26 protein-coding genes and 1 pseudogene are annotated in these 24937 nt (G+C 60.2%); 3 read left to right on the top strand and 24 right to left on the bottom strand.

All coding sequences use genetic code 11. From position 1 onward, the window contains the following. The coding region (locus HBO12_RS26815; RefSeq protein ID WP_138762977.1) for an IS3 family transposase at window positions 1-109 on the top strand (109 nt) is incomplete at its 5' end. Between the two features lie 88 nt (window positions 110-197). Here HBO12_RS26815 and HBO12_RS28525 read toward each other — a convergent pair. From HBO12_RS28525 to HBO12_RS26885, 13 genes and pseudogenes are all read right to left on the bottom strand, one after another. Then, a complete protein-coding gene (locus HBO12_RS28525; protein WP_346343199.1) occupies window positions 198-920 on the bottom strand; it encodes a hypothetical protein in 723 nt (240 codons plus the stop codon). A 448-nt stretch (window positions 921-1368) separates the two neighbouring features. After that, window positions 1369-1605, bottom strand: a complete 237-nt coding sequence (locus tag HBO12_RS26825; RefSeq protein ID WP_170043753.1) for a hypothetical protein — start codon at window positions 1603-1605, stop codon at window positions 1369-1371. 302 nt (window positions 1606-1907) lie between these two features. After that, the gene (locus tag HBO12_RS26835; RefSeq protein ID WP_170043755.1) at window positions 1908-2273 is read right to left on the bottom strand and encodes a hypothetical protein; all 366 of its coding nucleotides are present in this window, start codon (window positions 2271-2273) and stop codon (window positions 1908-1910) included. Between the two features lie 512 nt (window positions 2274-2785). After that, a pseudogene (tmk, locus tag HBO12_RS26840) lies at window positions 2786-3106 on the bottom strand (dTMP kinase); the annotation flags it as partial. 19 nt (window positions 3107-3125) lie between these two features. Further along, complete coding sequence (gene mltG, locus HBO12_RS26845) at window positions 3126-4220, bottom strand: endolytic transglycosylase MltG (RefSeq protein WP_170043756.1); 1095 nt, start codon at window positions 4218-4220, stop codon at window positions 3126-3128. A 1-nt stretch (window position 4221) separates the two neighbouring features. Continuing rightward, a complete protein-coding gene (gene pabC / locus HBO12_RS26850) occupies window positions 4222-5037 on the bottom strand; it encodes an aminodeoxychorismate lyase (RefSeq protein WP_170043797.1) in 816 nt (271 codons plus the stop codon). Further along, the gene (gene fabF, locus HBO12_RS26855; RefSeq protein WP_169955213.1) at window positions 5037-6281 is read right to left on the bottom strand and encodes a beta-ketoacyl-ACP synthase II; all 1245 of its coding nucleotides are present in this window, start codon (window positions 6279-6281) and stop codon (window positions 5037-5039) included. Before fabF ends, pabC begins: the two co-directional genes overlap by 1 nt. A 127-nt stretch (window positions 6282-6408) precedes the next feature. Next, window positions 6409-6645: an acyl carrier protein gene (gene acpP, locus HBO12_RS26860; RefSeq protein WP_076964148.1), complete on the bottom strand. Its 237-nt coding sequence runs from the start codon at window positions 6643-6645 to the stop codon at window positions 6409-6411. A gap of 192 nt (window positions 6646-6837) precedes the next feature. Further along, the gene (gene fabG, locus HBO12_RS26865) at window positions 6838-7581 is read right to left on the bottom strand and encodes a 3-oxoacyl-ACP reductase FabG (RefSeq protein ID WP_169955212.1); all 744 of its coding nucleotides are present in this window, start codon (window positions 7579-7581) and stop codon (window positions 6838-6840) included. Between the two features lie 17 nt (window positions 7582-7598). Continuing rightward, a complete protein-coding gene (gene fabD, locus HBO12_RS26870) occupies window positions 7599-8537 on the bottom strand; it encodes an ACP S-malonyltransferase (RefSeq protein ID WP_170043757.1) in 939 nt (312 codons plus the stop codon). A 127-nt stretch (window positions 8538-8664) separates the two neighbouring features. Beyond that, window positions 8665-9675 carry a phosphate acyltransferase PlsX gene (gene plsX, locus HBO12_RS26875; protein ID WP_169955210.1) on the bottom strand — a complete coding sequence of 337 codons (1011 nt, stop codon included), beginning with the start codon at window positions 9673-9675 and terminating at the stop codon, window positions 8665-8667. 4 nt (window positions 9676-9679) lie between these two features. Then, window positions 9680-9862 carry a 50S ribosomal protein L32 gene (gene rpmF, locus HBO12_RS26880; protein ID WP_008152339.1) on the bottom strand — a complete coding sequence of 61 codons (183 nt, stop codon included), beginning with the start codon at window positions 9860-9862 and terminating at the stop codon, window positions 9680-9682. 13 nt (window positions 9863-9875) lie between these two features. After that, complete coding sequence (locus HBO12_RS26885) at window positions 9876-10406, bottom strand: YceD family protein (protein ID WP_029299696.1); 531 nt, start codon at window positions 10404-10406, stop codon at window positions 9876-9878. 105 nt (window positions 10407-10511) lie between these two features. On the opposite strand from HBO12_RS26885, the gene HBO12_RS26890 reads away from it, so the two are divergent. Continuing rightward, entirely contained in the window at window positions 10512-11090 is a 579-nt protein-coding gene (locus HBO12_RS26890) for a Maf family protein (RefSeq protein ID WP_170043758.1), read from the top strand. 131 nt (window positions 11091-11221) lie between these two features. On the opposite strand, the gene HBO12_RS26895 is transcribed toward HBO12_RS26890, so the two are convergent. Genes HBO12_RS26895 through rluC form a run of 3 tightly spaced genes read right to left on the bottom strand, consistent with a single transcriptional unit; the run spans window position 11222 to window position 13841 of the window. Further along, window positions 11222-12211 carry a S49 family peptidase gene (locus tag HBO12_RS26895; protein ID WP_169955208.1) on the bottom strand — a complete coding sequence of 330 codons (990 nt, stop codon included), beginning with the start codon at window positions 12209-12211 and terminating at the stop codon, window positions 11222-11224. Between the two features lie 21 nt (window positions 12212-12232). Further along, on the bottom strand, window positions 12233-12895 hold the full coding sequence (locus HBO12_RS26900; RefSeq protein WP_170043759.1) for an HAD-IA family hydrolase: 663 nt from the start codon (window positions 12893-12895) through the stop codon (window positions 12233-12235). Further along, window positions 12882-13841 carry a 23S rRNA pseudouridine(955/2504/2580) synthase RluC gene (gene rluC / locus HBO12_RS26905; protein ID WP_005790558.1) on the bottom strand — a complete coding sequence of 320 codons (960 nt, stop codon included), beginning with the start codon at window positions 13839-13841 and terminating at the stop codon, window positions 12882-12884. Before rluC ends, HBO12_RS26900 begins: the two co-directional genes overlap by 14 nt. Before the next feature lie 701 nt (window positions 13842-14542). Here rluC and rne point away from each other — a divergent pair. Next, window positions 14543-17773, top strand: a complete 3231-nt coding sequence (gene rne, locus HBO12_RS26910; protein WP_169955206.1) for a ribonuclease E — start codon at window positions 14543-14545, stop codon at window positions 17771-17773. 137 nt (window positions 17774-17910) lie between these two features. On the opposite strand, the gene HBO12_RS26915 is transcribed toward rne, so the two are convergent. The 8 genes from HBO12_RS26915 to HBO12_RS26950 form a co-directional block, all read right to left on the bottom strand. Continuing rightward, complete coding sequence (locus tag HBO12_RS26915) at window positions 17911-18489, bottom strand: nucleotidyltransferase family protein (RefSeq protein WP_178123824.1); 579 nt, start codon at window positions 18487-18489, stop codon at window positions 17911-17913. Beyond that, window positions 18486-19472, bottom strand: coding sequence for an XdhC family protein (locus HBO12_RS26920; RefSeq protein WP_170043760.1), 987 nt, complete (start codon window positions 19470-19472; stop codon window positions 18486-18488). Before HBO12_RS26920 ends, HBO12_RS26915 begins: the two co-directional genes overlap by 4 nt. Beyond that, complete coding sequence (locus HBO12_RS26925) at window positions 19472-21793, bottom strand: xanthine dehydrogenase family protein molybdopterin-binding subunit (RefSeq protein ID WP_170043761.1); 2322 nt, start codon at window positions 21791-21793, stop codon at window positions 19472-19474. Before HBO12_RS26925 ends, HBO12_RS26920 begins: the two co-directional genes overlap by 1 nt. Beyond that, entirely contained in the window at window positions 21790-22260 is a 471-nt protein-coding gene (locus tag HBO12_RS26930; RefSeq protein WP_076964157.1) for a (2Fe-2S)-binding protein, read from the bottom strand. Before HBO12_RS26930 ends, HBO12_RS26925 begins: the two co-directional genes overlap by 4 nt. Before the next feature lie 244 nt (window positions 22261-22504). Beyond that, entirely contained in the window at window positions 22505-23524 is a 1020-nt protein-coding gene (gene murB, locus HBO12_RS26935; RefSeq protein ID WP_170043762.1) for a UDP-N-acetylmuramate dehydrogenase, read from the bottom strand. Next, complete coding sequence (locus HBO12_RS26940) at window positions 23521-23985, bottom strand: low molecular weight protein-tyrosine-phosphatase (protein WP_154842658.1); 465 nt, start codon at window positions 23983-23985, stop codon at window positions 23521-23523. Before HBO12_RS26940 ends, murB begins: the two co-directional genes overlap by 4 nt. After that, on the bottom strand, window positions 23985-24749 hold the full coding sequence (gene kdsB / locus HBO12_RS26945; RefSeq protein ID WP_169955201.1) for a 3-deoxy-manno-octulosonate cytidylyltransferase: 765 nt from the start codon (window positions 24747-24749) through the stop codon (window positions 23985-23987). The genes HBO12_RS26940 and kdsB overlap by 1 nt, the downstream gene beginning before the upstream one ends. Beyond that, complete coding sequence (locus HBO12_RS26950) at window positions 24746-24931, bottom strand: Trm112 family protein (protein ID WP_003174668.1); 186 nt, start codon at window positions 24929-24931, stop codon at window positions 24746-24748. Before HBO12_RS26950 ends, kdsB begins: the two co-directional genes overlap by 4 nt. Window positions 24932-24937 lie beyond the last annotated feature (6 nt).

Below are 24937 nucleotides of genomic sequence, written 5' to 3' on the forward strand. Positions count from 1 at the left end.
CGATTACATCGAGATGTTTTACAACCCAAAACGACGCCACAGTTTCAACAATCAGCTGTCACCGGTAGAGTTTGAAAAGCGTTACGCAGCGAGCCTGGAGAGTGTCTAGGAAACCCGGGGCGATTCACCCACTACCTCCAATACCAGAATACTGACGGTATGTTCACTGGATGCTTTATTTACGTCAGTCAGCGGCTTCAGCCTTCAGAGGAAGCCTCAGTCGCAGCTTCTCTGACCTTGCTCAGAAGCCTCTCCAGCCTTTTATTCCTAGCCTCAAGCTTCTTGAACCACTCAAACTCTGACTGAATCAACTCGTAGCACTTATGGATGGAATGGACTTCATCCAGCACGCGGCTCTGAATCTCAGCATAGTTATCAGCCTCATAGAGCTGCCAAACGCTTTCGCCTGGCTCGAATTTCGTCCCGTACATGTATTTATTCAGAATGTGATTTTTGGACTTTGGATATAAGAAGTTGCTAGGGTTGATGAACGTCCCGATGACGAGCTGGGATAGGTCTACGACTCGAAAACTGTTTTGGAGCGCGAAGGCTTCCTGATTCGAAAGGATATGAAAGCGTTTGAACAGCTCGAACAGAATCGGAACGTCTGAGGAGGTAATTCCGATCCCGCACAAAATTGCAGACACCGCACCATCGTGGGCGTTTTTCACCTGGTCACATGCTGTTTTGAGCAAGGCATAGATATGCTGAAGCATCTCCTTCTCTGTCGCATGCTCCCAGAGCCAGAAGGATTTGGTCTTTTTAAGGACTTCGGATTTTGCGATGCAAAAGTCCCGTTCTGGGTTAGCCACAAGGAATGAGCCGCCGATGAACCAGCAATCCTTGTCCCATGGGTTGTAGCAGAAACCCGATGCTGTGCGCCTCTTCTCAGGAACGTAAAACTCCAAATCGAAGAACACCACTTTGCATTTTCCTGGCCTGAGTCGACCTTTTTGACTTGCCATCCTTGCTTGCCACCTTCAACGTTGCACGAGTTACAGAGAATCGCATCATCGCAATGAACATGACCAGCGACAGGCTCAGCCGCATGTTCAGTGAGGCAGTTCACTTTGACGTTGCCAGGCGAGCGCTGGATTGCAATGCAGATGCTCGATAACGCAGCCTGAGAATGCCCTCTGGCAAGCTGCAAAGGTACTCACGCACAACGATTCCGCAGATTGCTATTTTCGTAACGCGATGTTTTTGCGTAACACTACATATGTTACGCAAAATTTTCGCGTTACGACTATACAATGAGTAGCGGTTTTCACGTTTTCGTGGCGGAAGAGATTTTAGTAGAAGGCGCTATTTTCAACCTCTACCCCTATCGACTGCCCTGCGCTTCACATGAGATCAGTGTCTTTATCGTCAGTAAAGAGAAACGATCGGGCTATGCAACCATGAACAATAGACCAACATGGCGATTTGCTCATCCACTAACCCATAGGTATTCAAATCTTGAATCCAATACTCAGCAAGCCGCGGGCTCGAAACCAAGCTCTTCAGCTGAAAGTATCCAAAGGTGCCATGAGAGATAACAGCCATCACGATTTGCTCTAAAAGATCCGGAGCATTGGCCATAATAAATTTAGGGGAATCAAACATAGCAATCTCACTAAATGATATCGCTAATTCTCTTACCGATCGCATTTCTCAGGCGCGGCAGGTCCGACATCTTTGATGTCAATAGGTGCGAGGTTACCAATTGCCAGCAGCGGAGTTTGTAGCCAAGCGGCAGCAGCACGCATGTCGCCACCATGTAGCTCGCAGGCCATGCTGAAAACTTCTTTCGCTAAACCAGCTATGTAGTCATCACTCACCTGCGCCGCTGCCGAGACCTCCTCACTATCAGGCGACTCATACACCACGCAGCCCTCCACGTTCCTCATCTCTTCCAAACGAGCATCTTACCAAGCGACATCGATGGTGAGGTAGGCGTAGGCGGAGGCATCTCCATTTCCTGGATCGAATTCTTTCATCGCGATTAGCCGAGAATAGTCCCAACCCATCTCCAATGAGCCAGGCTCTCCAATCGGCATCAGGAGATACACATTCCCGTATCTCATGGTCTCTGATTTCTGATGGATGACCTGGCTGAAAACTAGCGGATCGGTGATCAGCATCATCCACGTGCCCAGATGCGATCCCTCAGTGTTGAAATTGCTGACGGTGACGTAAAACCATTGGCAAAGCTGTTTTAGCAGCACCATATTCCACGCGTTGAGATCCTCGTCCTCGGACAACAATTGATGCATAGGCAGCGTTTCGAACATTTTTTCCTCTCATGACGCTTCTGCGTCAAAGCCTTAAATCGACGCCTTTCGCGCTATACGGCGGCGGTTCAGTCGCTGCTGCTCGGGCATCAAGCGTTTAGCGAACTGCGGCGGTTGAACCGACTAGGATAATTCCGCAGAAAGGCGTGATGGCTAGGTGCTTTGAGCGAGGCAGGATGGGCTGTTGCCGCCATTCAGAGACGGGTGCATAGCTGGGAACTGAAGCTATTTCGCTGCCAACAGCAATCGGCTGGGCGAGCGCCCTAGATTTGGGGTAGCGACGCGATGTTTACATTTTGCGAAAACCCGCAGGGACAAAAGTGCCTGGATTGCCTCAAAACGCGTTTACATTCTGATGCTCGAAAGCTCTGAAAGCAGCTAGGTGTACATTTTTTGGTTTCTGGCGGTGCTGACGTGGTCGGGGGGACGGTAGGAAACGCTCAGAAGGCCCTGTTTTCGCAGGTTAGAGCAAAGAGGGACGGGGATTTCATAGGTTGAGGTTTACGTTTACATCCTACACCCTGAAAAAACAACGTCGGGGTGAAACGGTCGCAGATCACCACCGCGCCACGGGCCAGGGCCGGGCGGATCACCTCGGCCAGGTGCTGGGCACGTGCGGCAAACACCAGCAACAGCTCGGTGTCGGGGTTCATGACCTCGTCTCCAGTGGCCAGCAGCACCTCGCGGATTTTTTCCGCCAGGGGCGTGCCGCCAGGCTCGCGGGTCAGCAGCACCTCGATCCCTTCGGCCCGCAAGCGTTCGGCCAGGTATTCACGGTTGGTACTCTTGCCGGCGCCTTCCGGGCCTTCCAGGGTAATAAACAAGCCAGTCACAGGCAGTCCTTAGTCAGAGTCATTGCGGGCTTTGCGTGGGCGCAGCGGCGGGCGCGGCAGGCTCAACGGTCGCGGGTGCAGCCGGCGCAGGGCTGGAGCGATAATCGGCGCGACGTTTGAGTTGGTACTCGCGCACGGCGGCATTATGGGCATCCAGGCTGTCGGAAAAAACATGGCTGCCATCGCCTCGGGCCACGAAATACAGGCTGCTGCCCGGCACCGGATTCAACGCGGCATGGATCGCCTCGCGGCCGACCATGGCAATTGGCGTCGGCGGCAGGCCGCTGATCATGTAGGTGTTATAGGGCGTGGCTTCCTTGAGGTGCGCGCGCGTCAATTTGCCGTTATAGCGCTCGCCCATGCCGTAGATCACGGTGGGGTCGGTTTGCAGCAGCATGCCGATCTTCAGGCGCCGCACAAACACCCCGGCAATCTGCCCACGCTCCTCGGGCACACCGGTTTCCTTCTCGACCAGCGACGCCATGATCAGCGCCTGGTAGGGATCGGTATAGGGCGCGTCCGGGGCGCGTCGCTGCCATTCCTGGGCCAGCACCTCGTCCAGGCGGTTGTAGGCTTTCTTCAGGAACTCGACATCGGTCATGCCGCGCACAAAACGGTAGGTGTCGGGGAAGAACCGCCCTTCAGGGAATTCGTCGGGATGGCCGATTTTTTCCATCACCTCAGTGTCACTCAAGCCCGCCAGGGTCTGTTCGATTTTTTCATGCTTGGCCAAGGCACTGCGCACCTGGCGGAAGTTCCAGCCTTCCACCAGGGTCAGGCTGTACTGCACCACGTCGCCGCGCTGCCACAGGCCGATCAGGCCCTGGGCCGTCAGGCCGGGCGTCATGCGGTACTCGCCACTGTGCAGGGGCTGGCCATCAAGATTGAAGCGCCAGTAGAGGCGTAGCCAGAAGGCATCCTCAAGCACGCCGTCGTTTTCCAGGCGATTGAAAGTACCCGTAGGGGTCGCGCCAGCGGCTACATCCAGCAATTGCTCCTGGGACAGATTCAGCGGCTGCTTCAAGGCCGAGTCCAGCTTCCAGGCCGAAAAGCCCAGGAGCAAACCCGCCAGGACCAGGCCGATCTCCAGCAGCAATACAATTTTACGTATCAAATCAAACACCCAATAGCGCGCGAACAATGCCCTGCAGTTTACGGGTGAGTGGCCCGGCCGACCAGCTCATTGGCCCACATCCAAGCACCGGCCAAATGCCATACACGCTGTTGCAGACGAACACTTCATCAGCCTGTTGCAGTTGCGCAAGGCTGATATCGGCAACCGTGGTGACAATGCCCAGCGCCTCGGCACTGGCCAGCAACTCGGCACGCATGACGCCGGCCACGCCACAGCGGCTCAGGTCGGCCGTCAGCAGTTGGCCGGCATGCACCAGGAACAGGTTGCTGAACACACCTTCGATGACGCGCCCGGACATATCCAGCATCAATCCTTCCGCGTGATCGGCATCTTGCCACTCGGCGCGGGCCAGGACCTGTTCGAGACGATTGAGGTGCTTGAGACCTGCGAGCAAGGGTTGCTCGGACAAACGGGTGGCACAGGGAAACAGGCGTATGCCGGATGAACCATGAGCCTGGGGATAGGCGGCAGGCGGGCTGCCTTGCAGGATACGCCGCGCTGGGGCGCCTGCATTGATGCCATAACCGCGCAGGCTATCGCCACGGGTGAGGATCAACTTGAGAACGCCGTCACCGAGGGCTGCCGCGTAAGCCAGCACCTCGCTGCGGATCAGATCCGGGGTCACCGCAAGCGCCAGGCGCCTGCAGCCCTCGTCGAGGCGTTGCAGGTGACGATCCAGCAGCACGGGCTGCCCGGCCTTGACCGCGATGGTTTCAAACAAACCATCGCCGTAGGCCAGGCCGCGATCTTTCAGCGACACTGCGTCCGCTGGCTGACCGTCGACCCAGCAGTGCATCACTCGGCGAACCGGCGGAACACCAGGGAACCGTTGGTACCACCAAAACCGAACGAGTTGGACAGCACCACGTCGATCGGCATTTTCTGCGGCTCGTGAGGCACGAAGTTCAGGTCGCAGCCTTCATCCGGCTCATCAAGGTTGATGGTCGGCGGCGCGACCTGGTCCTTGATCGCCAGCACACTGAAAATCGCTTCAACCGCGCCAGCCGCACCCAGCAGGTGACCGGTCATGGACTTGGTGGAGCTGACCGCCAGCTTGTAGGCGTGCTCGCCGAACACCGACCTGATGGCCTGGGCTTCCGCCAGGTCGCCAGTTGGCGTCGAGGTGCCGTGGGCGTTGATGTACTGTACCTGGTCGACGTTGATCTTCGCATCGCGCAGGGCATTGCTGATGCAACGCGCAGCGCCCGCGCCATCGGCGGGTGGCGAGGTCATGTGGTACGCATCGCCACTCATGCCAAAACCGATCAGCTCGGCGTAGATCGTCGCGCCACGGGCCTTGGCGTGCTCCAACTCTTCGAGGACCAGGGCACCGGCACCGTCGGACAGTACAAAGCCATCACGGCCCTTGTCCCACGGACGGCTGGCACGGGTCGGCTCGTCATTGCGCGTCGACAGCGCACGGGACGCGCCGAAGCCGCCCATGCCCAGGCCGCAGGCGGCCATTTCGGCACCACCTGCGATCATCACGTCAGCCTCGTCATAGGCGATATTGCGCGCCGCCATGCCGATGCAGTGAGTGCCCGTGGTGCACGCTGTGGAAATGGCGTAGTTAGGCCCCTGGGCACCCAGATGGATGGACAGGAAGCCGGAAATCATATTGATGATCGAGCCCGGGACGAAGAACGGTGAGATTCGACGAGGGCCGGAGTCGTGCAGCGTGCGGCTGGTTTCTTCGATATTGGTCAGACCGCCAATACCCGAACCCATGGCCACGCCGATGCGTTCACGGTTGGCATCGGTGACTTCCAGGCCAGCATTACGCACTGCCTGAAAACCGGCTGCCAGGCCGTATTGAATGAACAGGTCGAGTTTGCGGGATTCCTTGATCGAGAGATATTCCTCGACATTGAAGCCCTTTACCGAGCCGCCAAAACGGGTGGAATAGGCAGAAAGGTCCGTATGCTCAATCAGACCGATACCACTGTGGCCAGCCAGAATGCCCTGCCAACTGCTCGGCACATCCGTACCCAGTGGCGACAACATACCCATACCGGTGACTACGACGCGTCTACGCGACACAGCACTCTCCTTTTTCTAATGACGACACTTTGTTTCAAAGCTCATTTTTCATCAGAGCTAAAGAAAAAACCGCACGCCGTTATAGCAGTGCGGTTTTTCCATGACAGCAAGCGACGATTACAAACTATTACGCCTGGTGGCTAGTAACGTAGTCGATAGCAGCTTGAACAGTAGTGATTTTTTCAGCTTCTTCGTCCGGGATTTCGGTCTCGAATTCCTCTTCCAGAGCCATCACCAGCTCAACGGTGTCAAGGGAGTCGGCACCCAGGTCTTCAACGAAGGAAGAAGTGTTTTTCACTTCGTCTTCTTTAACGCCCAGTTGCTCGGCAACGATTTTCTTGACGCGCTCTTCGATGGTGCTCATACCTTGTTTTCACTCCTAATGGACAAATTCAGGCAGCTGGCCAGTGGGTAAGTGTATAGAAAGGCTTTTCAGCTTTTCAACTGAAAGCTTCACCCTCGTACCCTACCGACCACCTGTCTATAAATAGATTGCAGCTTTATAACGGATTTTAGACAGCTCGTATGACATTTTTTTGAAGCGATCCGTCACAATTTAACTCATGTACATCCCGCCGTTCACCGGGATTGTAGCCCCAGTCACGTATGCCGCACCGTCAGATGCCAGGAAAGAGACCACATTGGCGATCTCTTGGGCCTGGCCCAGACGGCCCAGCGGAATTTGCGTCAGCAACGCATCACGTTGCGCTTCAGGCAATTCGCGGGTCATATCGGTATCGATAAACCCTGGAGCCACCGAGTTGACCGTAATCGACCGCGAGCCGACTTCACGCGCCAGGGCACGGCTGAAACCTTCCAGGCCGGCCTTGGCAGAGGCGTAGTTTACTTGGCCTGCGTTGCCCATGGCACCCACTACGGAGCCAATATTGATAATTCGGCCCCAGCGCGCCTTGGTCATACCGCGCAAAACACCCTTGGACAGGCGAAACAGACTGTTCAGGTTGGTATCGACCACGTCGTACCACTCGTCGTCTTTCATGCGCATCATCAGGTTGTCGCGGGTAATTCCGGCGTTGTTCACCAGAATGGCCGGTGTTCCGAACTGTGCAGTGATCTGGGCCAAAACAGCAGCCACGGACTCATCACTGGTCACGTTGAGCTCCAGGCCGGTACCCTGCACGCCGTTTTCCTTGAGGGTTGCGGCGATACGCTCGGCGCCCGAGGCGGACGTGGCAGTTCCGATCACTACCGCGCCCTGACGGCCCAGTTCCAGGGCAATCGCCTGGCCAATGCCACGGCTTGCGCCGGTAACCAGTGCAACTTTACCTTGCAGACTCATGCAGGCTTCTCCTTAGTTCAGGCCAATGCGGCGCGGGCGGCGGCGAAGCCATCCGGGGTATTGAGGTTGGACGTCGACACGCCCTCGGCGCAGCGCTTGTTGAGGCCGGCCAGGACTTTACCCGGACCACACTCAACTAGTTGGGTAGCGCCCTTGGCGGCCAGGGTCTGGACTGATTCAACCCAGCGTACCGGCTTGTACAGTTGCTCCAGCAGGTCGCGCTTGAGGGTTTCCAGGTCCGGCGCCACGTCGGCGCTGACGTTTTGCACCAACGGGATCTGCGGTGCCTGCCAGTTGATGGCTGCGATGGACTCGGCAAAACGCTCGGCCGCCGGGCGCATCAACTCGCAATGGGACGGCACGCTGACCGGAAGTGGCAACGCACGCTTGGCGCCGCGGGCCTTGCAGCCTTCGATGGCACGCTCAACCGCAGCCTTGGCACCGGCGATCACCACCTGGCCTGGGGAATTGAAATTCACCGCGCTGACCACTTCGCCCTGGGCCGCTTCGGCACAGGCTTCGATCACCACGGCGTCGTCCAGGCCCAGGATCGCGGCCATGCCGCCCTGCCCGGCTGGAACCGCTTCTTGCATCAGTTGGCCACGGCGCTCTACCAGTTTGACCGCCTCAGCGAGGGTCAGGCTGCCTGCCGCGACCAGGGCGCTGTATTCGCCCAGGCTATGACCGGCAACAAAAGCCGGACGTGCGCCGCCTTCGGCCAGCCAAACGCGCCACAGCGCGACGGAAGCCGTCAGGATGGCCGGCTGGGTTTTATCGGTTTGATTGAGCAGTTCTTCCGGCCCGTCCTGGGTCAATGCCCAAAGGTCGTAGCCCAAGGCAGCAGACGCTTCCTTGAATGTCTCCAGGACTAGCGGGTATTGCGCGCCCAGCTCGGCCAACATGCCGAGGGACTGCGAACCCTGCCCTGGAAAGACGAATGCGAGGGATGTAGACATGTAACAAGCCCCTAATGATCTGGTCGTCGGTGAATTGACGCCCCACAGCTGGGAGCGCAAGAAACTGACAGATTGGATGGTCAATTGAACTGGCCGGTCACATTTAAGCATTCCCGGCCCGATTCGCCTAAGGCAACAGATCCTCAAGACGGCCATGCAAGCGCTGCGGAAGGTTCTCCTGGATCTCGATCAGCGCACGCGCAATGGCACTCTGAAAACCCTGGACTCCCGCCGAACCGTGGCTTTTTACCACAATACCCTGCAGACCGAGGAAGCTTGCGCCGTTATGCCGCGCCGGGGCCAGGTCCGCCTGCAAGCGCCGCATCAACGGCAACGCCAGGGCACCCACCAGCCGCGAAGCCAGATTGCGCTTGAACAACGCCTCGATCCGCGCAGCAATCATCGTAGCCAGGCCTTCGCTGGACTTAAGCAGGATATTTCCGACAAACCCGTCACAAACCACCACATCGGCCTCGCCACGATATAACCCATCGCCTTCGACGAACCCGATGTAGTTCAAGCCCCGCGCCTGTTGCAACAGGCTGGCGGCCAACTTGACCTGCTGGTTACCCTTGATGTCCTCGGTGCCGATGTTCAGCAAGGCCACCCTTGGCCGCACCACGCCCAACGCTTCGGCCGCGACCGAGCCCATCAGGGCAAAGTGCAGCAGGTGCTCGGCGCTGCAATCGACATTCGCCCCCAGGTCCAGCAACTGGCAATAGCCACGCTGCGTCGGGATCGCCGCAACCATCGCCGGTCGATCAATGCCCGGCAGGGTTTTCAGCACATGGCGGGACAAGGCCATCAAGGCCCCGGTATTGCCGGCACTGACACAAGCCTGGACCTTGCCATCGCGCAGCAGCTCAAGGGCCACGCGCATGGAGGAGTCAGGCTTGCCACGCAGGGCCTGGGCCGGCTTTTCATCCATGCCGATGGTTTCGCTGGCCGGCGTTATCGTCAGGCGCGCGCGATCCACAGCCGCATGGCTGGCAATCAGTTCTTCAAGTAGGGAGGGTTGACCGACGAGGGTCAGGTGCAGCGAGGGCGTAGCAGACAGGCTGGCAATGCATGCCTGGACAATGCTGCGGGGACCGAAGTCCCCGCCCATTGCGTCAATCGCGATGACTTGAGCAGACAAGTGATTACTCGTCAGCGCCCTTGTCGATCACTTTACGGCCACGGTATACGCCTTCTGGCGATACGTGGTGACGCAGGTGAATTTCACCGGTGGTTTTTTCTACAGACAGAGTGCTTGCCGTCAGGGCATCGTGCGAACGACGCATGTCACGGGCAGAGCGGGATTTTTTGTTCTGCTGAACAGCCATAATTGATTAACTCCTAAACGTTTGGGTCACGCTTTAACTGCGCCAATACACTGAACGGGTTGGACCGCGTTACCTCGTCCTCGCTCGGTTCGGACTCGTCATCGAGCCCCGCCGGCTGCTGGCATTCTTCCGGATGATGAGCAGGCACAATGGGCAAGGCGAGCAGAAGCTCCTCCTCGATCAGTGCATGCAGATCCAAAGGATCTTCGCCCAGTTCCAGCACGTCATAACCTTTCGGCAACGACTGGGTATTCGCACCCTCTTTCACCACAGCATAACTGCATTCACTGTGGATCGGCAGGGTGACCAGCTCAAGACAACGCTGGCAAACCATTTTGACCTCGGTGTCGATAAAGCTGTGGATTACCACAGATTTACGTTCATCTCGCTCAAAAACGAATTTAGCCTGCACCGTACCGACATTGTCGGAAAGCGGGTCGCAGAGTCTCTCCAAATCGGCCAGCAACACTTCACCTTGGAGGGTGGTGCCACGATCAGCCAATTTGCGCGGGTCAACGTGAGGTGGAATCGGGTCATTCAACATAGGCGCAGCATTATAGGGATGCACCCGCCCATGTCAAAGGAAATTCAGCCCTGTGCGCCAGACTGTCCGCTCGCTAGAATCCGCGACTGCCTTGAGGAGAGCCACATGTTGCCTTTATTACTCGCTTCCAGCTCGGTTTATCGCCGGGAACTGCTGAACCGCCTGCACCTGCCGTTCATCTGCAGCTCGCCGGATATCGACGAAAGCCATCACGCCAACGAGCCAGCAGCCGACCTGGTCAAGCGCCTGGCCGAGCAAAAAGCCCGCGCCCTCGCCGGCAGCCACCCTGGGCATCTGATCATCGGCTCGGACCAGGTCGCAGCGCTGGATGGCCAGATCATCGGCAAGCCCCACACCTTTGAAAAGGCCCGCGAGCAATTACTGGCGGCCAGCGGCCGGCAGGTCAGCTTCCTGACCGGCCTGGCGCTGCTCAATAGCGACACCGGGCATTGCCAGGTGGACTGCATCCCCTTCACCGTCACGATGCGCCAGTTGGACCCGGCACAGATCGAACGCTATCTGCGGATCGAGCAGCCCTACGACTGCGCCGGCAGCTTCAAGGCCGAAGGTTTAGGGGTGAGCCTGTTTCAAAGCACCGAAGGGCCGGATGCGACAAGCCTCGTCGGCCTGCCGCTGATTCGCCTGGTGGACATGCTGCTGGCCGAAGGCGTGCAAATCCCCTGAAAGCACCACAAAACCCAATGTGGGAGCGGGCTTGCCCGCGATTACGGCGGATCAGCCAAATATGTACCGACTGATCCACTGCCATCGCGAGCAAGCCCGCTCCCACATTTTGGGCTACGCCAATCGCGAGCTCAGCGTAAGGTCGGCCCCTGGAAGCCCATATACAGCGCCAATTTCTCCGCCACACTGGCACCCAGTCGCTTGGAGAAGCGATCGAACGGCGACTCCTGGACGGTAAAATCCACCAGTTCCTTCTCGCCAATCACATCCCGCGCCACCGAACTGGCACTGCCCAGGCCATCGATCAAGCCCAGCGGCAACGCCTGCTCACCGGACCAGATCAGGCCGGAGAACAACTCCGGATGCTCTTTATCCTTGAGCCGCTCACCGCGCCCCTGCTTGACGCTGGCAATGAACTGGCGATGAGTGGTATCGAGCACGCTCTGCCAGAACTGGGTTTCATCAGCCTTTTGCGGCTGGAACGGATCAAGGAAAGACTTGTGCTCGCCCGAGGTGTAGGTACGCCGCTCAACCCCCAGCTTCTCCATGGCCCCGACAAACCCGTAGCCGGCCGCCGTCACGCCAATGGAGCCCACCAGGCTGGCCTTGTCGGCGTAGATCTGGTCGGCGGCGCTGGCAATGTAATAGGCACCCGAGGCACCCAGGTCAGAGATGACCGCGTACAGTTTGGTCTCTGGATGCAGCGCGCGCAGGCGACGGATCTCGTCATAGACATAGCCCGACTGCACCGGACTGCCACCCGGACTGTTGATGCGTAGCACCACACCCTTGACCTTGGGATCCTCGAAGGCCGTGCGCAGGCTGCTGACGATATTGTCGGCACTGGCGGACTCCTTGTCGGCAATCACCCCACGCACCTCGATCAGCGCGGTGTAGCTACCACTGCGGGCGGCGCTTTTTTCCATATCCACCAAAGGGCTGAACAACACCAGCATGCCAATCAGGTAGGTAAAGGTCAGGAGCTTGAAGAAGATCCCCCAGCGCCGGGCGCGACGCTGCTCCTGGACGCCCGCCAGCAGGGTTTTTTCCAGCAGTTTCCAGCTTTTATCATCGCCATTGTCGGCACCGGCCTTGGTCGGTGCTTTCCACTCATCGGTCATGCCATCTACCCCAGCAAAAACTTAACGGGCCTGGTTGAGCCAGGCGTGCAATTGCGAAAACCGGTCAATCGTCAGTCGCGGCTCGTAAGCCTGCAAGGCTTCGGGGGACTGTGCGCCATAGCTGACGGCAACGCTGTCCATGCCGGCGTTGCGCGCCATCAGCAGGTCGAACGAAGCATCGCCCACCATCAACGACTCACGGGCAGACACGCCGCAATGGGCCATGATCTGCTCCAACATCAATGGGTGAGGCTTGCTTGCGGTTTCATCGGCGGCGCGGGTGATATCAAAATAATCTTCCCAGCCATTGGCCTTGAGCACCCGATCCAGGCCGCGCCGGGCCTTGCCGGTAGCCACCGCCAGGTGATAGCCCTGCTCACGAAATGCCGCCAGGGACTGCACTACCCCTTCAAACAAGGGTGACGGCTCGGCCTCCAGGGCAATGTAGTGATCGGCGTAATGCTCGCGAAACGCCACCAGCTCACTGTCAGCGATCTGCGGATACAAGGTGCGAATGGCTTCGGGCAAGCCCAGGCCGATGATGCCCTTGACCGCCAGGTCACTGCACAGCTCAAAGCCGGAACGGGTCGAGGCCATGTGCATGGACTCGACAATCCGACCAATGGAATCGCACAGGGTGCCATCCCAGTCAAAGATCAGCAGCTTGTAGTCAGGGCGCGACACTCAGGCGCTCCACGGTCTTGGCCCACATCTCGTCCACAGGCGCCTGCAACTTCAATTCGCCACCATCGGGCAACGGCACCGTCAGCATGTAGGCATGCAGGAACAGGCGTTTGCCGCCAAGGTCACGAATCTCCTTGGAGAACCCTTCGTCGCCGTACTTGGTATCGCCAGCAATGCAGTGGCCCGCATGCAAGGTATGCACGCGGATCTGGTGGGTGCGCCCGGTCACCGGCTTGGCCTCGACCATAGTCGCGAAATCACCGAAGCGCCGCAGCACCTTGAACAGGGTCAGCGCCTCCTTGCCCTCCTCGTCCACCTCGACCATGCGTTCGCCGGAGCGCAGGTTGCTCTTCTGCAACGGCGCCCGCACGCTCTTGATCGAGGACGCCCAATTGCCGCGGACCAGCGCCATATAACGCTTGTCCACGCCATCGCCGCGCAGGGCGGTATGCAGGTGGCGCAACATGCTGCGCTTCTTGGCGATCATCAACAGGCCGGAGGTGTCGCGATCCAGGCGATGGACCAGCTCCAGCTCCTTGGCATCCGGACGCAACTGACGAAAGGCTTCGATCACCCCGAAATTCAGGCCGCTGCCGCCGTGCACCGCAATGCCGCACGGCTTGTTGATCACGATCAGCTTGTTGTCCTCGAAGACAATCGACGCCTCAAGGCGCTGCAACAGGCCCTGGGCCAGCGGCACGGGCTCGTCGCGCTCAGGCACGCGAACAGGCGGCACGCGGACGATATCGCCCGCCTGCAGCTTGTACTCAGGCTTGATCCGGCCCTTGTTCACCCGCACTTCGCCTTTGCGCAAAATGCGATAAATCAAGGTTTTGGGCACGCCCTTGAGCCTGGCCAGAAGAAAATTGTCGATGCGTTGGCCGGCATATTCCGGCGAGACCTCAAGCAGCTGGACGCTGGGGGTCGGGGGGGTGGTAGTCGTCATGTCGGGAATGATAACAATTTTTTATGGAATTGAAGCACTTAATCATTGCTGCTATAGTCGCGAACGCCGCCAAAAGCGGCCTGGACAGAGGACTCGCGGCAAACTGCCGCCCCTGACCATCGCAATTCATCAGGACGCGAGGCCGTCCTACGGGGCTCTTGCCATACTGGAAGGCTCAAGATTGTAACAAGCGCAGGTGACATGAGGCCTGAAGCGAGTGCAGGGAGCAGAGTGATTACTCGCCTCTTGCGCCGATATTTACGGCCAGTTCACAAAGTGCAGTCAGTCTTGTACCAGACCACGGCGAATGCTTCGGAAACAACGCCTGTTATTAGCCATGAGCGTGAACTCCCCATTGGAGAACACGGTAAATGCCAACCCGCTGCGGATTCTGCGCGCGGCAGCACCCGAATTATCAGGGATACGTGTAGGGTGGAGATGCACAACCGTCGGACTGTGTAGCACTAGGCTTATATTTAGACGCTTCATCTCGTCCACAGTCGCCGGTTGATTCCTCCTCCTGACTGAGTGCTTATTAAGTCACCACAGCAAGCAGGACGCGTAAGTCGCGATACCAGCCCAATTGGCCAGTATTGCTGGACACTGGAGTGGCCAACCACTCTTGACGCACCTGACACCGACCGTGAGAAGTCGTGTGTGCCGAACGCCGTTTCCGGCAGCCCGGAAACCGACGGTACAACATGAAAAGAATGCTGATTAACGCAACTCAACCCGAAGAGTTGCGTGTTGCACTGGTAGATGGCCAACGCCTCTACGACCTGGACATCGAGTCCGGTGCACGCGAGCAGAAGAAGGCCAACATCTATAAAGGCCGGATTACTCGTATCGAGCCAAGCCTTGAGGCTGCCTTTGTCGATTTTGGCTCTGAGCGCCATGGCTTCCTGCCCCTCAAAGAAATCTCCCGCGAGTACTTCAAGAAAGCCCCTGAAGGCCGCGTGAACATCAAGGACGTCCTGAGCGAAGGCCAGGAAGTCATCGTCCAGGTCGAAAAAGAAGAACGTGGCAACAAGGGCGCAGCCCTGACCACCTTTATCAGCCTGGCTGGCCGTTACCTGGTCCTGATGCCGAACAACCCGCGTGCTGGCGGCATCTCCCGTCGCATCGAAGGCGAAGAGCGCAACGAACTGCGTGAAGCGCTGAACGGCCTGATTGCCCCGGCCGACATGGGCCTGATCGTGCGCACTGCCGGCCTTGGCCGCAGCAGCGAAGAAATGCAGTGGGACCTCGATTACCTGCTGCAACTGTGGACCGCTATTAAAGAAGCGTCCCTGGACCGCTCCGCGCCATTCCTGATCTATCAGGAAAGCAACGTGATCATCCGCGCCATCCGCGACTACCTGCGCCAGGACATCGGCGAAGTACTGATCGACAGCGTTGAAGCCCAGGACGAAGCCCTGACCTTCATCCGCCAGGTGATGCCGCAGTACGCCAGCAAGATCAAGCTGTACGAAGACAGCGTGCCGCTGTTCAACCGTTTCCAGATCGAAAGCCAGATCGAAACCGCCTTCCAGCGCGTGGTCGAACTGCCTTCCGGCGGCTCCATCGTGATCGATCCGACCGAAGCCCTGGTGTCCATCGACATCAACTCGGCGCGCGCCACCAAAGGCAGCGACATCGAAGAAACCGCCCTGCAGACCAACCTGGAAGCAGCCGAAGAAATCGCTCGCCAACTGCGCCTGCGTGATATCGGCGGCCTGATCGTGATCGACTTCATCGACATGACCCCAGCCAAGAACCAGCGCGCCGTGGAAGAAAAAGTCCGCGAATGCCTGGAAGCCGACCGTGCCCGCGTACAAGTTGGCCGCATCTCGCGCTTCGGCCTGCTGGAAATGTCCCGTCAGCGCCTGCGTCCATCCCTGGGCGAAAGCAGCGGCATCGTCTGCCCGCGTTGCAACGGCACCGGCATCATCCGTGACGTTGAATCGCTGTCCCTGGCGATCCTGCGCCTGATCGAAGAAGAAGCCCTGAAAGACCGCACCGCCGAAGTCCGCGCGCAAGTGCCGATCCCGGTTGCAGCCTTCCTGCTCAACGAAAAACGCAACTCGATCACCAAGATCGAACTGCGCACCCGTGCCCGTATCGTCATACTGCCGAACGATCACCTCGAGACGCCGCACTTCGAAGTCCAGCGCCTGCGTGACGACAGCCCGGAAGCCCACAGCGGCCAGTCCAGCTACGAAATCGCCGCCGCCGCTGCCGAAGTCGAAGAAGTCCAGCCAGCCGCCGCGACCCGCACCCTGGTTCGCCAGGAAGCCGCCGTCAAGACCGCGCCGGCCCGTGCCAACGCACCGGTGCCGACTGAAGCCGCTGCCCCGGTGGCCGCGCCTGCCGTCCTGCCGGAGCCAAGCCTGTTCAAGGGCCTGGTGAAGTCGCTGGTCAGCCTGTTCGCCACCAAGGAAGAGCCGGTAGCTCCTGCCGTGGTCGAGAAGCCAGCCGCTGAACGCCCTGCACGCAACGAAGAGCGTCGCAACGGTCGCCAGCAGAGCCGTAACCGCAACGGTCGCCGCGACGAAGAGCGCAAGCCTCGCGAAGAACGTGCACCGCGTGAAGAGCGCGCACCCCGTGAAGAGCGCCAGCCGCGCGAAGCCCGTGAAGAAACCCCAGCCGTAGCCCGTGAAGAACGTGCTCCGCGCGAAGAGCGTGCGCCACGTGAAGAACGCGCACCGCGTGCCCCTCGCGCCCCGCGTGAAGATCGCAAGCCACGTGGCGAGCGTGAAGAACGTGTACGTGAACTGCGTGAACCGTTGGACGCTGCCCCAGCTGTTGCCGCCGTAGCAACTGATGTCGCGACTGAAGAACGCCCGGCCCGCCAACCCCGTGAAGAGCGCGCCCCACGCCCGCCGCGTGAAGAGCGTCAACCACGTGCCGAGCAGGCTGCCGCAGCCAGCGAAGAAGAACTGCTGAACAATGACGAACAGCCACAGGAAGATGGCCAGGACAACGCCGAAGGCGATCGTCCACGCCGCCGCTCCCGTGGCCAGCGTCGCCGCAGCAACCGTCGTGAGCGTCAACGTGACGCCAACGGCAATGTGATCGAAGGCTCGGAAGAGACCGGCGAAGCCAGCGAAGACAACGCCAACAACGAACCCACCAGCACCGAACTGGCTGCTGGCCTGGCCGTTACCGCTGCGGTTGCCAGCTCGGTCATCAGCGCACCTGCCGAAGCCGAAGCCAACCAGCAGGCCGAACGTGCCACCGCTGCCGTGCAGGAAACTGCCGCAGTTGAAGCACCGGTTGTCGAAGCCACCACCGTGGTTGAAGCGCCAGCGGCTGTAGAAGTGGAAGTTGCACCGGTTCGTGAAGCCCAGCCTGAAGCCGAAGTCGTGGCTGCACCCGCAATCGTGGTTGAGCCACAGCCTGTGGTCGAAGCAGTTGTTGAAGCGCCAGCCGCTGAAGCAACCCCGCAAGTGCGTGAAGTTCGCGAAGAACAGACCGCCTTCCAGTGGACTGCCGAGCCAGCCGTCGTCACCGAAGCCCCTGCCCCGGCACCGGTAGAAGAAGCTCCAGCACCGGCTGCTGAAGTGGTTATCGCCGAACCTGCGGTGGTTGCAGAACCGGTTGTGATTGCCGAGCCTGCTCCGGTGGTCGTGGAAACCCCAGTGGTTGCCGAAGTGGCCGCCCCAGTGGTTGAAGCCCCTGCCAGCGCCCTCACCGAAAACGGCCGTGCGCCTAACGACCCACGTGAAGTGCGTCGTCGCAAGCGTGAAGCCGAGCGTCTGCAGAAAGAAGCCGAAGAAGCAGCGGCAGCGGCCCCGGCCGTAGTCGAAGCGGTTGCGCAAGCACCGGCCATCGAAGCAGAAGTTGAGCACACTGCCCCAACCATCGACGAGAACCTGCGTTCCGTTGAAGAAGTGGTAGAGCACAACCCCAAAGCCCTGGAAGAAGAGCACGAGCCTAAACCCCTCGCCTGATTCCAACGGCAACTAAAAAGCCCCGCCTGATCACTCAGGCGGGGCTTTTTTATGCGACATGTGGGAGCTGGCTTGCCCGCGATGGTCGTTAACGATGACGGATAAATACCTGACACCCCGAGCAGCTCTTCCAGCCCCTACCTGAATTCCAGTGATTGCGGCACATCCACATCCCATAACACCCCAGGATCATCCACCGGCACTTCCCGCACCTCAGCCTGGGCAAACAGCGCCTTGGCCCCACAATCCCCGGTCAACCCCATCAACACCGGCCCCAGTGCCTGGCCAAACGCAACAGGATGGCCTTGCCGGCCAGCATGCACCGGCACACTGACCCCCTCCACCCGCTCTATCACCCGCTCAATACTCGCCACCTGGATAAACGGCATATCCCCCAACACCACCAGCCAACCCGTCGCGGGGCCACTGGCGGCCACCGCTGCCGCAATGCTGTCGCCCATGCCCGCCGAATCCAGGAGCAGCACTTCGCACCCATAATGGCGCGCCAGGCGTACAACCTCGCTGCGCTCCGGCGATGTGACCACCCAACGCCGGTTGACACTGGCGGGCAAATTGACCAGCACCTGCTCCAAGACCGGCCGCCTCACCCCATCACGCCCCACACAAGGCGCCAGCAGTTTGTCCTGACCGCTTAACGCGCGGAACCGGCTGCCCTGCCCCGCCGCCAGGACAATGGCGGTGATGGCGCTCGTCAACTGACCGCCTCCCGCACGGGTTTCGCTTGCAACAGCTCTACGCCGTTCTTGATCGCGACGATGTGCGCCATCAACGACAAGGCAATCTCTGCCGGCGTATGACTGCCAATATCAAGACCGATCGGACCATGCAGCCGCGCAATCGCCTCGGCTCCCAGCCCCAGCACGGCCAGGTTCTCGCGACGCTTACGGCTATTGGCCCGTGACCCCAGGGCACCGATGTAGAACGCCCGGGAATTGAGCGCGGTCAACAGCGCCATATCATCCAGGCGCGGATCGTGGGTCAGGGCCACAATGGCCGTGCGCTCGTCCGTCTGGATATTGAGCACCGCCTCATCGGGCATTCCCGGCACAAAGCGCCCGTGTTGTTCTTCCCAGCCATGCACGAACTCCGTGCGTGGGTCGCAGATCAATACTTCAAAATCCAACAGCCGCGCGATTTCCGCCACATAGCGCGACAACTGGCCTGCACCGATCAGCAACAGGCGCCAGCGCGGGCCATAGATAGCCCGCAAGCGTCCACCGTCAAAACTGACAATGTCGTACTTGCTCGCCGCGCTCAAACGCACGGTGCCCGCCGCCAAGTCCAACTCCCGGGCCACTATTTCATGAGCCTCACAACGCGCCAGCAACTCGGCGACCCACGCAGGATCACCCACCCGCTCCTCCGTCAGGCGCAAGGTGCCGCCGCATGGCAGGCCAAAGCGCGCCGCTTCATCGCGGGTGACGCCATAGGTCACCAGTTGCACCGGCGGCCCGTCATCAGGCAAGCGGCCATCATGCAGCCGGGCGATCAGATCATCCTCGATGCAGCCACCGGACACCGAGCCGATCACCACCCCGTCGCCGCGCAGGGCCAGCATCGCCCCCGGCGACCGTGGCGCGCTGCCCCAGGTCTGGACCACGCTGTACAGCACCACCCGCTGCCCGGCGCGGCGCCATTCGAGCACGCTGCGCAGGACATTCAGATCCACGCTGTCCATCAGGCCTTCGCCTCCTGCTGCCAGCCCTGTAGCTGATATCGCACAGGCAAGTTGCGGATACGCTTGCCAGTGGCGGCAAATATCGCATTGCACAGCGCCGGCGCAATCGGCGGCACACCCGGTTCACCGACACCGCCCAAGGGCACCTCACCTGTTGGAGTGACCAAATGTATGGCGATTTCCCGGGGCGCCAGGGACATGCGCGCCACTTCATACATATGGAAGTTGTCCTGCTGGACCTTGCCATCCTTAAAGCTGATTTCCCCCAGGACCGCATTGCCCAAGCCCATGACGCACGCGCCCTCGAACTGCGAGCGGATGCGCTCCGGGTTGATCTGCGGGCCGCAATCCACGGCGATGTCGGCCTTGTGCACAATCAGTGTGCCATCATCCTTGACCTCGACCTCGATCACCGCCGCCACATAGGTTACGAAGCTGTAGTGCACCGCCAGCCCCAAGCCACGCCCCTTGGGCAGCGCACGGCCCCAGCCGGCAGCCTTGGCCGCGGTTTCCAGCACGCCACGCATGCGCGCGGTATCAATCGGATAACGCTCGGGGGACTCGCCGTAGTTCCATTCTTCGCTCAAGGTTCGCGGATCGATCTGACGATCCGGGCCCAGCAGCTTGAGTTGATATTTCAGCGGATCCTGGCCGGCCTTGTGCGCCAGTTCATCGACAAAACTCTGAATGGCAAACCCGTGGGGGATGTTCGACACCGAACGGTACCAACCCACACGGGTGTGGGCAGCAGCCTCGGGGTTTTCCAGGCGCACATTGGGAATGGCATAGGCCATATTGGTAAAACCCATGCCCAGCTCGAACGCCGCCTCGTGGTTCATGCCTGGCGCAAACAACGCGGTGATGCTGGGTGCCACGGTGCGGTGCAGCCAGGCGGCAGGCATGCCGTCCTTGTTCAGGCCGGCCTTGAGGTACTCGGCGGAGACGGTATGGAAGTAGGAGTTATGGATATCGTCTTCGCGTGTCCACTGCACGCGCACAGCCTTGCCGGGAAACTCCTTGGCCAGCACCGCAGCTTCGATGATGAAGTCCGGTTTCGACTTGCGCCCGAAACCGCCGCCCAACAGGGTGACGTGGATCGTGACGTTATCGAACGGCAGGCCAAGGCGCTCGGCCACCCGTTCGCGGGTGACCTGTGGCGCCTGGCTCGGGGCCCAGGCCTCGCATTGCCCGTCTTGATAGCGGGCCACGGCAACCATCGGCTCCATCGGCGACTGCGCCAGGTGTGGCAAGTAATACGCGGCTTCGAGGGTGCTGTCGGCATCGCTCAGGGCCTGGTCGATGCTGCCGGTATTGCGCACCACTTTGCCGGGCTTGAGGGCCGCCGCTTCCAGGGTCTTGCGATAATCGATGGAGTTGTAGCCGGCATTGGTGCCGTCCTCCCAGACAATCTGCAACGCTTCGCGCCCCTTGATCGCCGCCCAGGTGTTGCTGGCCACCACCGCCACGCCGCCCAATGGCTGGAACTCCGAGGGCAAGGGCCGGCTTTCGATTTGCAGGACCTTGATCACCCCGGGGACTTTCAACGCCGCGCTGGCATCGAACGACTTGACCTTGCCGCCATACACCTTGGGCCGCGCAATGGTCGCGAACAGCATGCCGTCAAAATGCACGTCGGCGCCGTACACCGCCCGGCCGTTGACGATATCGGCACCATCGATGGCCTTGGTGGCTTCCTTGCCGATATAGCGAAATTCCGAGGGTTGCTTGAGCCGCAGGCTGTCGCGCGCCGGCACCGCCAGCGCACCGGCGGCTGCGGCCAGGGCGCCATAGCCCAGTTCGCGGCCGCTGGGCTGGTGAATCACTTTATGCAACTGCGCCCGGCATTCGCCCAGCGGGACTTGCCACTGCTCGGCAGCGGCCTGTTCCAGCATGGTTCGCACGGCGGCGCCGCACCGGCGCATCGGCTCGAACCAATGGCGCATGCTGCGCGAACCGTCGGTATCCTGGTTGCCAAAACGCGCTTCATCGCCCGGTGCCTGCGCAACCTTCACCAGCGCCCAATCGGCCTCCAGTTCATCGGCCACCACCATGGTCAGGCTGGTGCGCACGCCCTGGCCCATTTCCGAGCGGTTGCAAATCACGGTGACGGTGCCGTCGGTGGCGATGCTGACATAGACCTTGGGATCATCGACCACCCCGTGGGGCATCGCGACCCCGCCGTATTGCTTGGCCTCGGCGGCAAAGGCCTGGGGCAAGCCCCAACTGGCAGCCACCACCAGCGCACCGGTCGCGCCGACCCCCTTGAGGAACCCACGGCGACTGAGGTTGTTCAGGGCGAAATTGCTTGGCAACTGGCTCATGCCTTGGCCTCCTGCAAGTGGGTCGCGGCCTGGCGGATCGCCGTCTTGATGCGGTTATAGGTGCCGCAACGGCAGATATTGCCGACCATCGCCTCTTCAATCTGCGCATCGCTGGGGTTGGGGTTGGTTTTGAGCAAGGCCGTGGCCGACATGATCTGCCCGCCCTGGCAGTAACCGCATTGCGCCACTGCGGTGTCCAGCCACGCCTGCTGCACCACCTGGCCAATCGGGTCGTTATGCAGGTTGTCGATAGTGCTGACGTTCTGCCCTTTGACCGAGCCGATGGGCGTGATGCAACTGCGCGCCGGCGAGCCGTCGATATGAATGGTGCAGGCACCGCACAGGCCCATGCCGCAACCGAACTTGGTGCCGTTGTAACCCGCCACGTCGCGGATCGCCCACAGCAGGGGCATGTCCTCGGTGACATCCAGTGGATGATCTTGACCGTTGAGTTTGAGAGTAATCATGGGCACGCCCGCATAGTGATTGGATTATGGGGTCGAGCTATCTGCCGCTTTCAAAGGAGCGGAGTCGGTTCACGCAGATGGCTCAGGCTAATCGGGCTCTCTTGTGAAGACAGGTCTTCACCGGGCCTTTGATAAACAGCGTCTATCGAACAATAAACAGGCATCGTTAGCCTGCTAAGTTAACCCAGCATTAACAAAAAAGCCCTGCAATGCAGGGCTTGGTTCAACAGGCTAGAAGCGTAGCTCAATAACGATTGGGCTCCATTTCCAACTCGACCTTGAAGCGCTCGGCGATATCGCTCTGGATGCGCTGGGCCAGGCTGGCAATATCCAGCCCGGTGGCCGCGCCATAATTGACCAGCACCAGCGCCTGCAAGCGATGCACGCCGGCATCACCGTCGCGAAAGCCTTTCCAGCCGGCCTTTTCAATCAACCAGCCAGCCGCCAGTTTCACTTGGCCATCAGCCTGGGGATAAGCCACCAGATCGGGATATTGCAGCTTTAATTGCGCCGCCAGCCCCTGGGGCACCAAGGGGTTCTTGAAGAAACTGCCAGCGTTGCCCAGGACCGCAGGGTCGGGCAGTTTTTCACTCCGAATGCTGCAAATGGCCCGGCTGACATCGCTGGGGGTCGCCTGGGTAATGCCCTGCTCGGCCAGGCGTTGTTGCACCGGGCCATAGCCGAGCTTCAGGTGCGCGACGCGGCTCAAGGCAAAGCGCACCCGCAGGATCAACCAGCGCCCCACTTCGTGCTTGAACAGGCTGTCGCGGTAGGCGAAGTTGCATTCTGCCAGGCTGAAATCGCGCAACTCGCCGCTCTGGCGGTCGAGGGCGGTCAGGCCGGCGAACACATCCTTGATCTCGACACCGTAGGCGCCGATGTTCTGCATCGGCGCGGCGCCGACAGTGCCGGGGATCAGGCTGAGGTTTTCCAGGCCAGAGAACCCTTGCTCAAGGGTCCACAGCACAAAAGGATGCCAGGCCTCACCCGCCTCGGCTTCCACCACAACCTGCTGGGTGTCCTCGTGCAGGACGCGGATACCCTGGGTCGCCATGCGCAATACCAGCGCCGGGATATCCTGGGTCAGCAGCAGGTTGCTGCCGCCACCGATCACCAGCAATGGCAACTGTTGCGCGGCCGCATAGGCCAGGGCCTCGCGCACATCGGCGTCGCTATGGGCCTCGGCGAACAACTGCGCACGCACATCGATGCCAAAACTGTTGAAGGCCTTCAGGGAAACCTGGGGCTGCACATCCAGACTCATAACCGCCCCTTCAACTCGATCACCAGCAAGTCGCACGCGGCCTCGATCAGGTCCAGGACCTGCTCGAAACCCTGTTCGCCGTCGTAATACGGATCCGGCACTTCATCCACCGCCGAGTCGTAGCGGCGCAGGAACAGATCCAGCTCCGCCTTGCCTTGGGCCGGCTGCATAGCCTTGAGATTGCGCAGGTTACTCTGGTCCATGGCCAGGATCAGGTCGTAGCGCGCAAAGTCGGCACGCGACACTTGCTGCGCACGCTGGGCCGACAAGTCGTAGCCACGGCGCAGCGCTGCTTGCTGGCTGCGCTTGTCCGGCGCCTTGCCGATATGCCATTCACCGGTACCGGCAGAGGCCACCTCAACCCGGTCCGCCAGCCCGGCGGCCCGCAGTTTGTGGCGCAGCACGCCTTCGGCGGTGGGCGAGCGGCAGATATTGCCCAGGCAGACAAACAGGACTTCCATCACGCCCCCAGCAACCGACGCACGCGCTCAAGGTCTTCCTGCGTATCGACGCCGGCTGGCGGGGCTTGCAGCGCATCATCGACATGAATGCGCACGCCGTGCCACAGGGCTCGCAGTTGTTCCAGTGCCTCGGTGTTTTCCAGCCAGCACGGGCCCCAGCTGACGAAGTCATGCAGGAAGCCCGCGCGGTAGGCGTAAATGCCGATATGGCGACGATAAGGTACGCCAGCCGGTAATACGTCACGCTGCTTGGCGAACTCATCGCGCGCCCAGGGCAGGGTCGAACGGCTGAAGGTCAGGGCCAGGCCATTGATGTCGCTGACCACCTTGACCACGTTCGGGTTGAGCAGGGTCTGGATGTCTTCGATAGGTTCGGCCAGGGTCGCCATGCGCGCTTCGGCATGGGCGGCCAGGTTGGCGGCGACCTGGTCGATGACACACGGCGGGATCAGCGGTTCGTCACCCTGCACGTTGACCACGATGGCGTCCGGCGCCAGGCCCAGGTGCGTGGCGACTTCGGCCAGGCGGTCGGTGCCGGAGTTGTGGTCTTCACGGGTCAGCACTGCTTCGGCGCCAAACCCCTTGCAGGCCTCGATGATCCGCAGGTCGTCAGTGGCCACCACCACGCGCTGGGCGCTGCTTTTGCAGGCCTGCTCCCAGACCAGCTGGATCATCGGCTTGGCGCCGATCATCTGCAGCGGCTTGCCGGGCAGGCGGGTAGAGGCATAGCGTGCGGGGATGACAACAGTGAAGGCAGTGGTCATTTATCCAGGCGCTCGTCGGTCGTCAGGGTACGGGCTTCGCTTTCCAGCATCACCGGGATGCCATCGCGGATCGGGTATGCCAGGCCAGCGCCTTTGCTGATCAGCTCGGTCTTGTCGGCGCTGAGCTTGAGCGGGCCTTTGCAGATCGGGCAAGCGAGGATATCGAGCAGTTTGGTGTCCATGGGGGT

This window comes from Pseudomonas sp. WS 5059 (assembly GCF_012985525.1).
In the GTDB taxonomy this organism is placed as follows: domain Bacteria; phylum Pseudomonadota; class Gammaproteobacteria; order Pseudomonadales; family Pseudomonadaceae; genus Aquipseudomonas.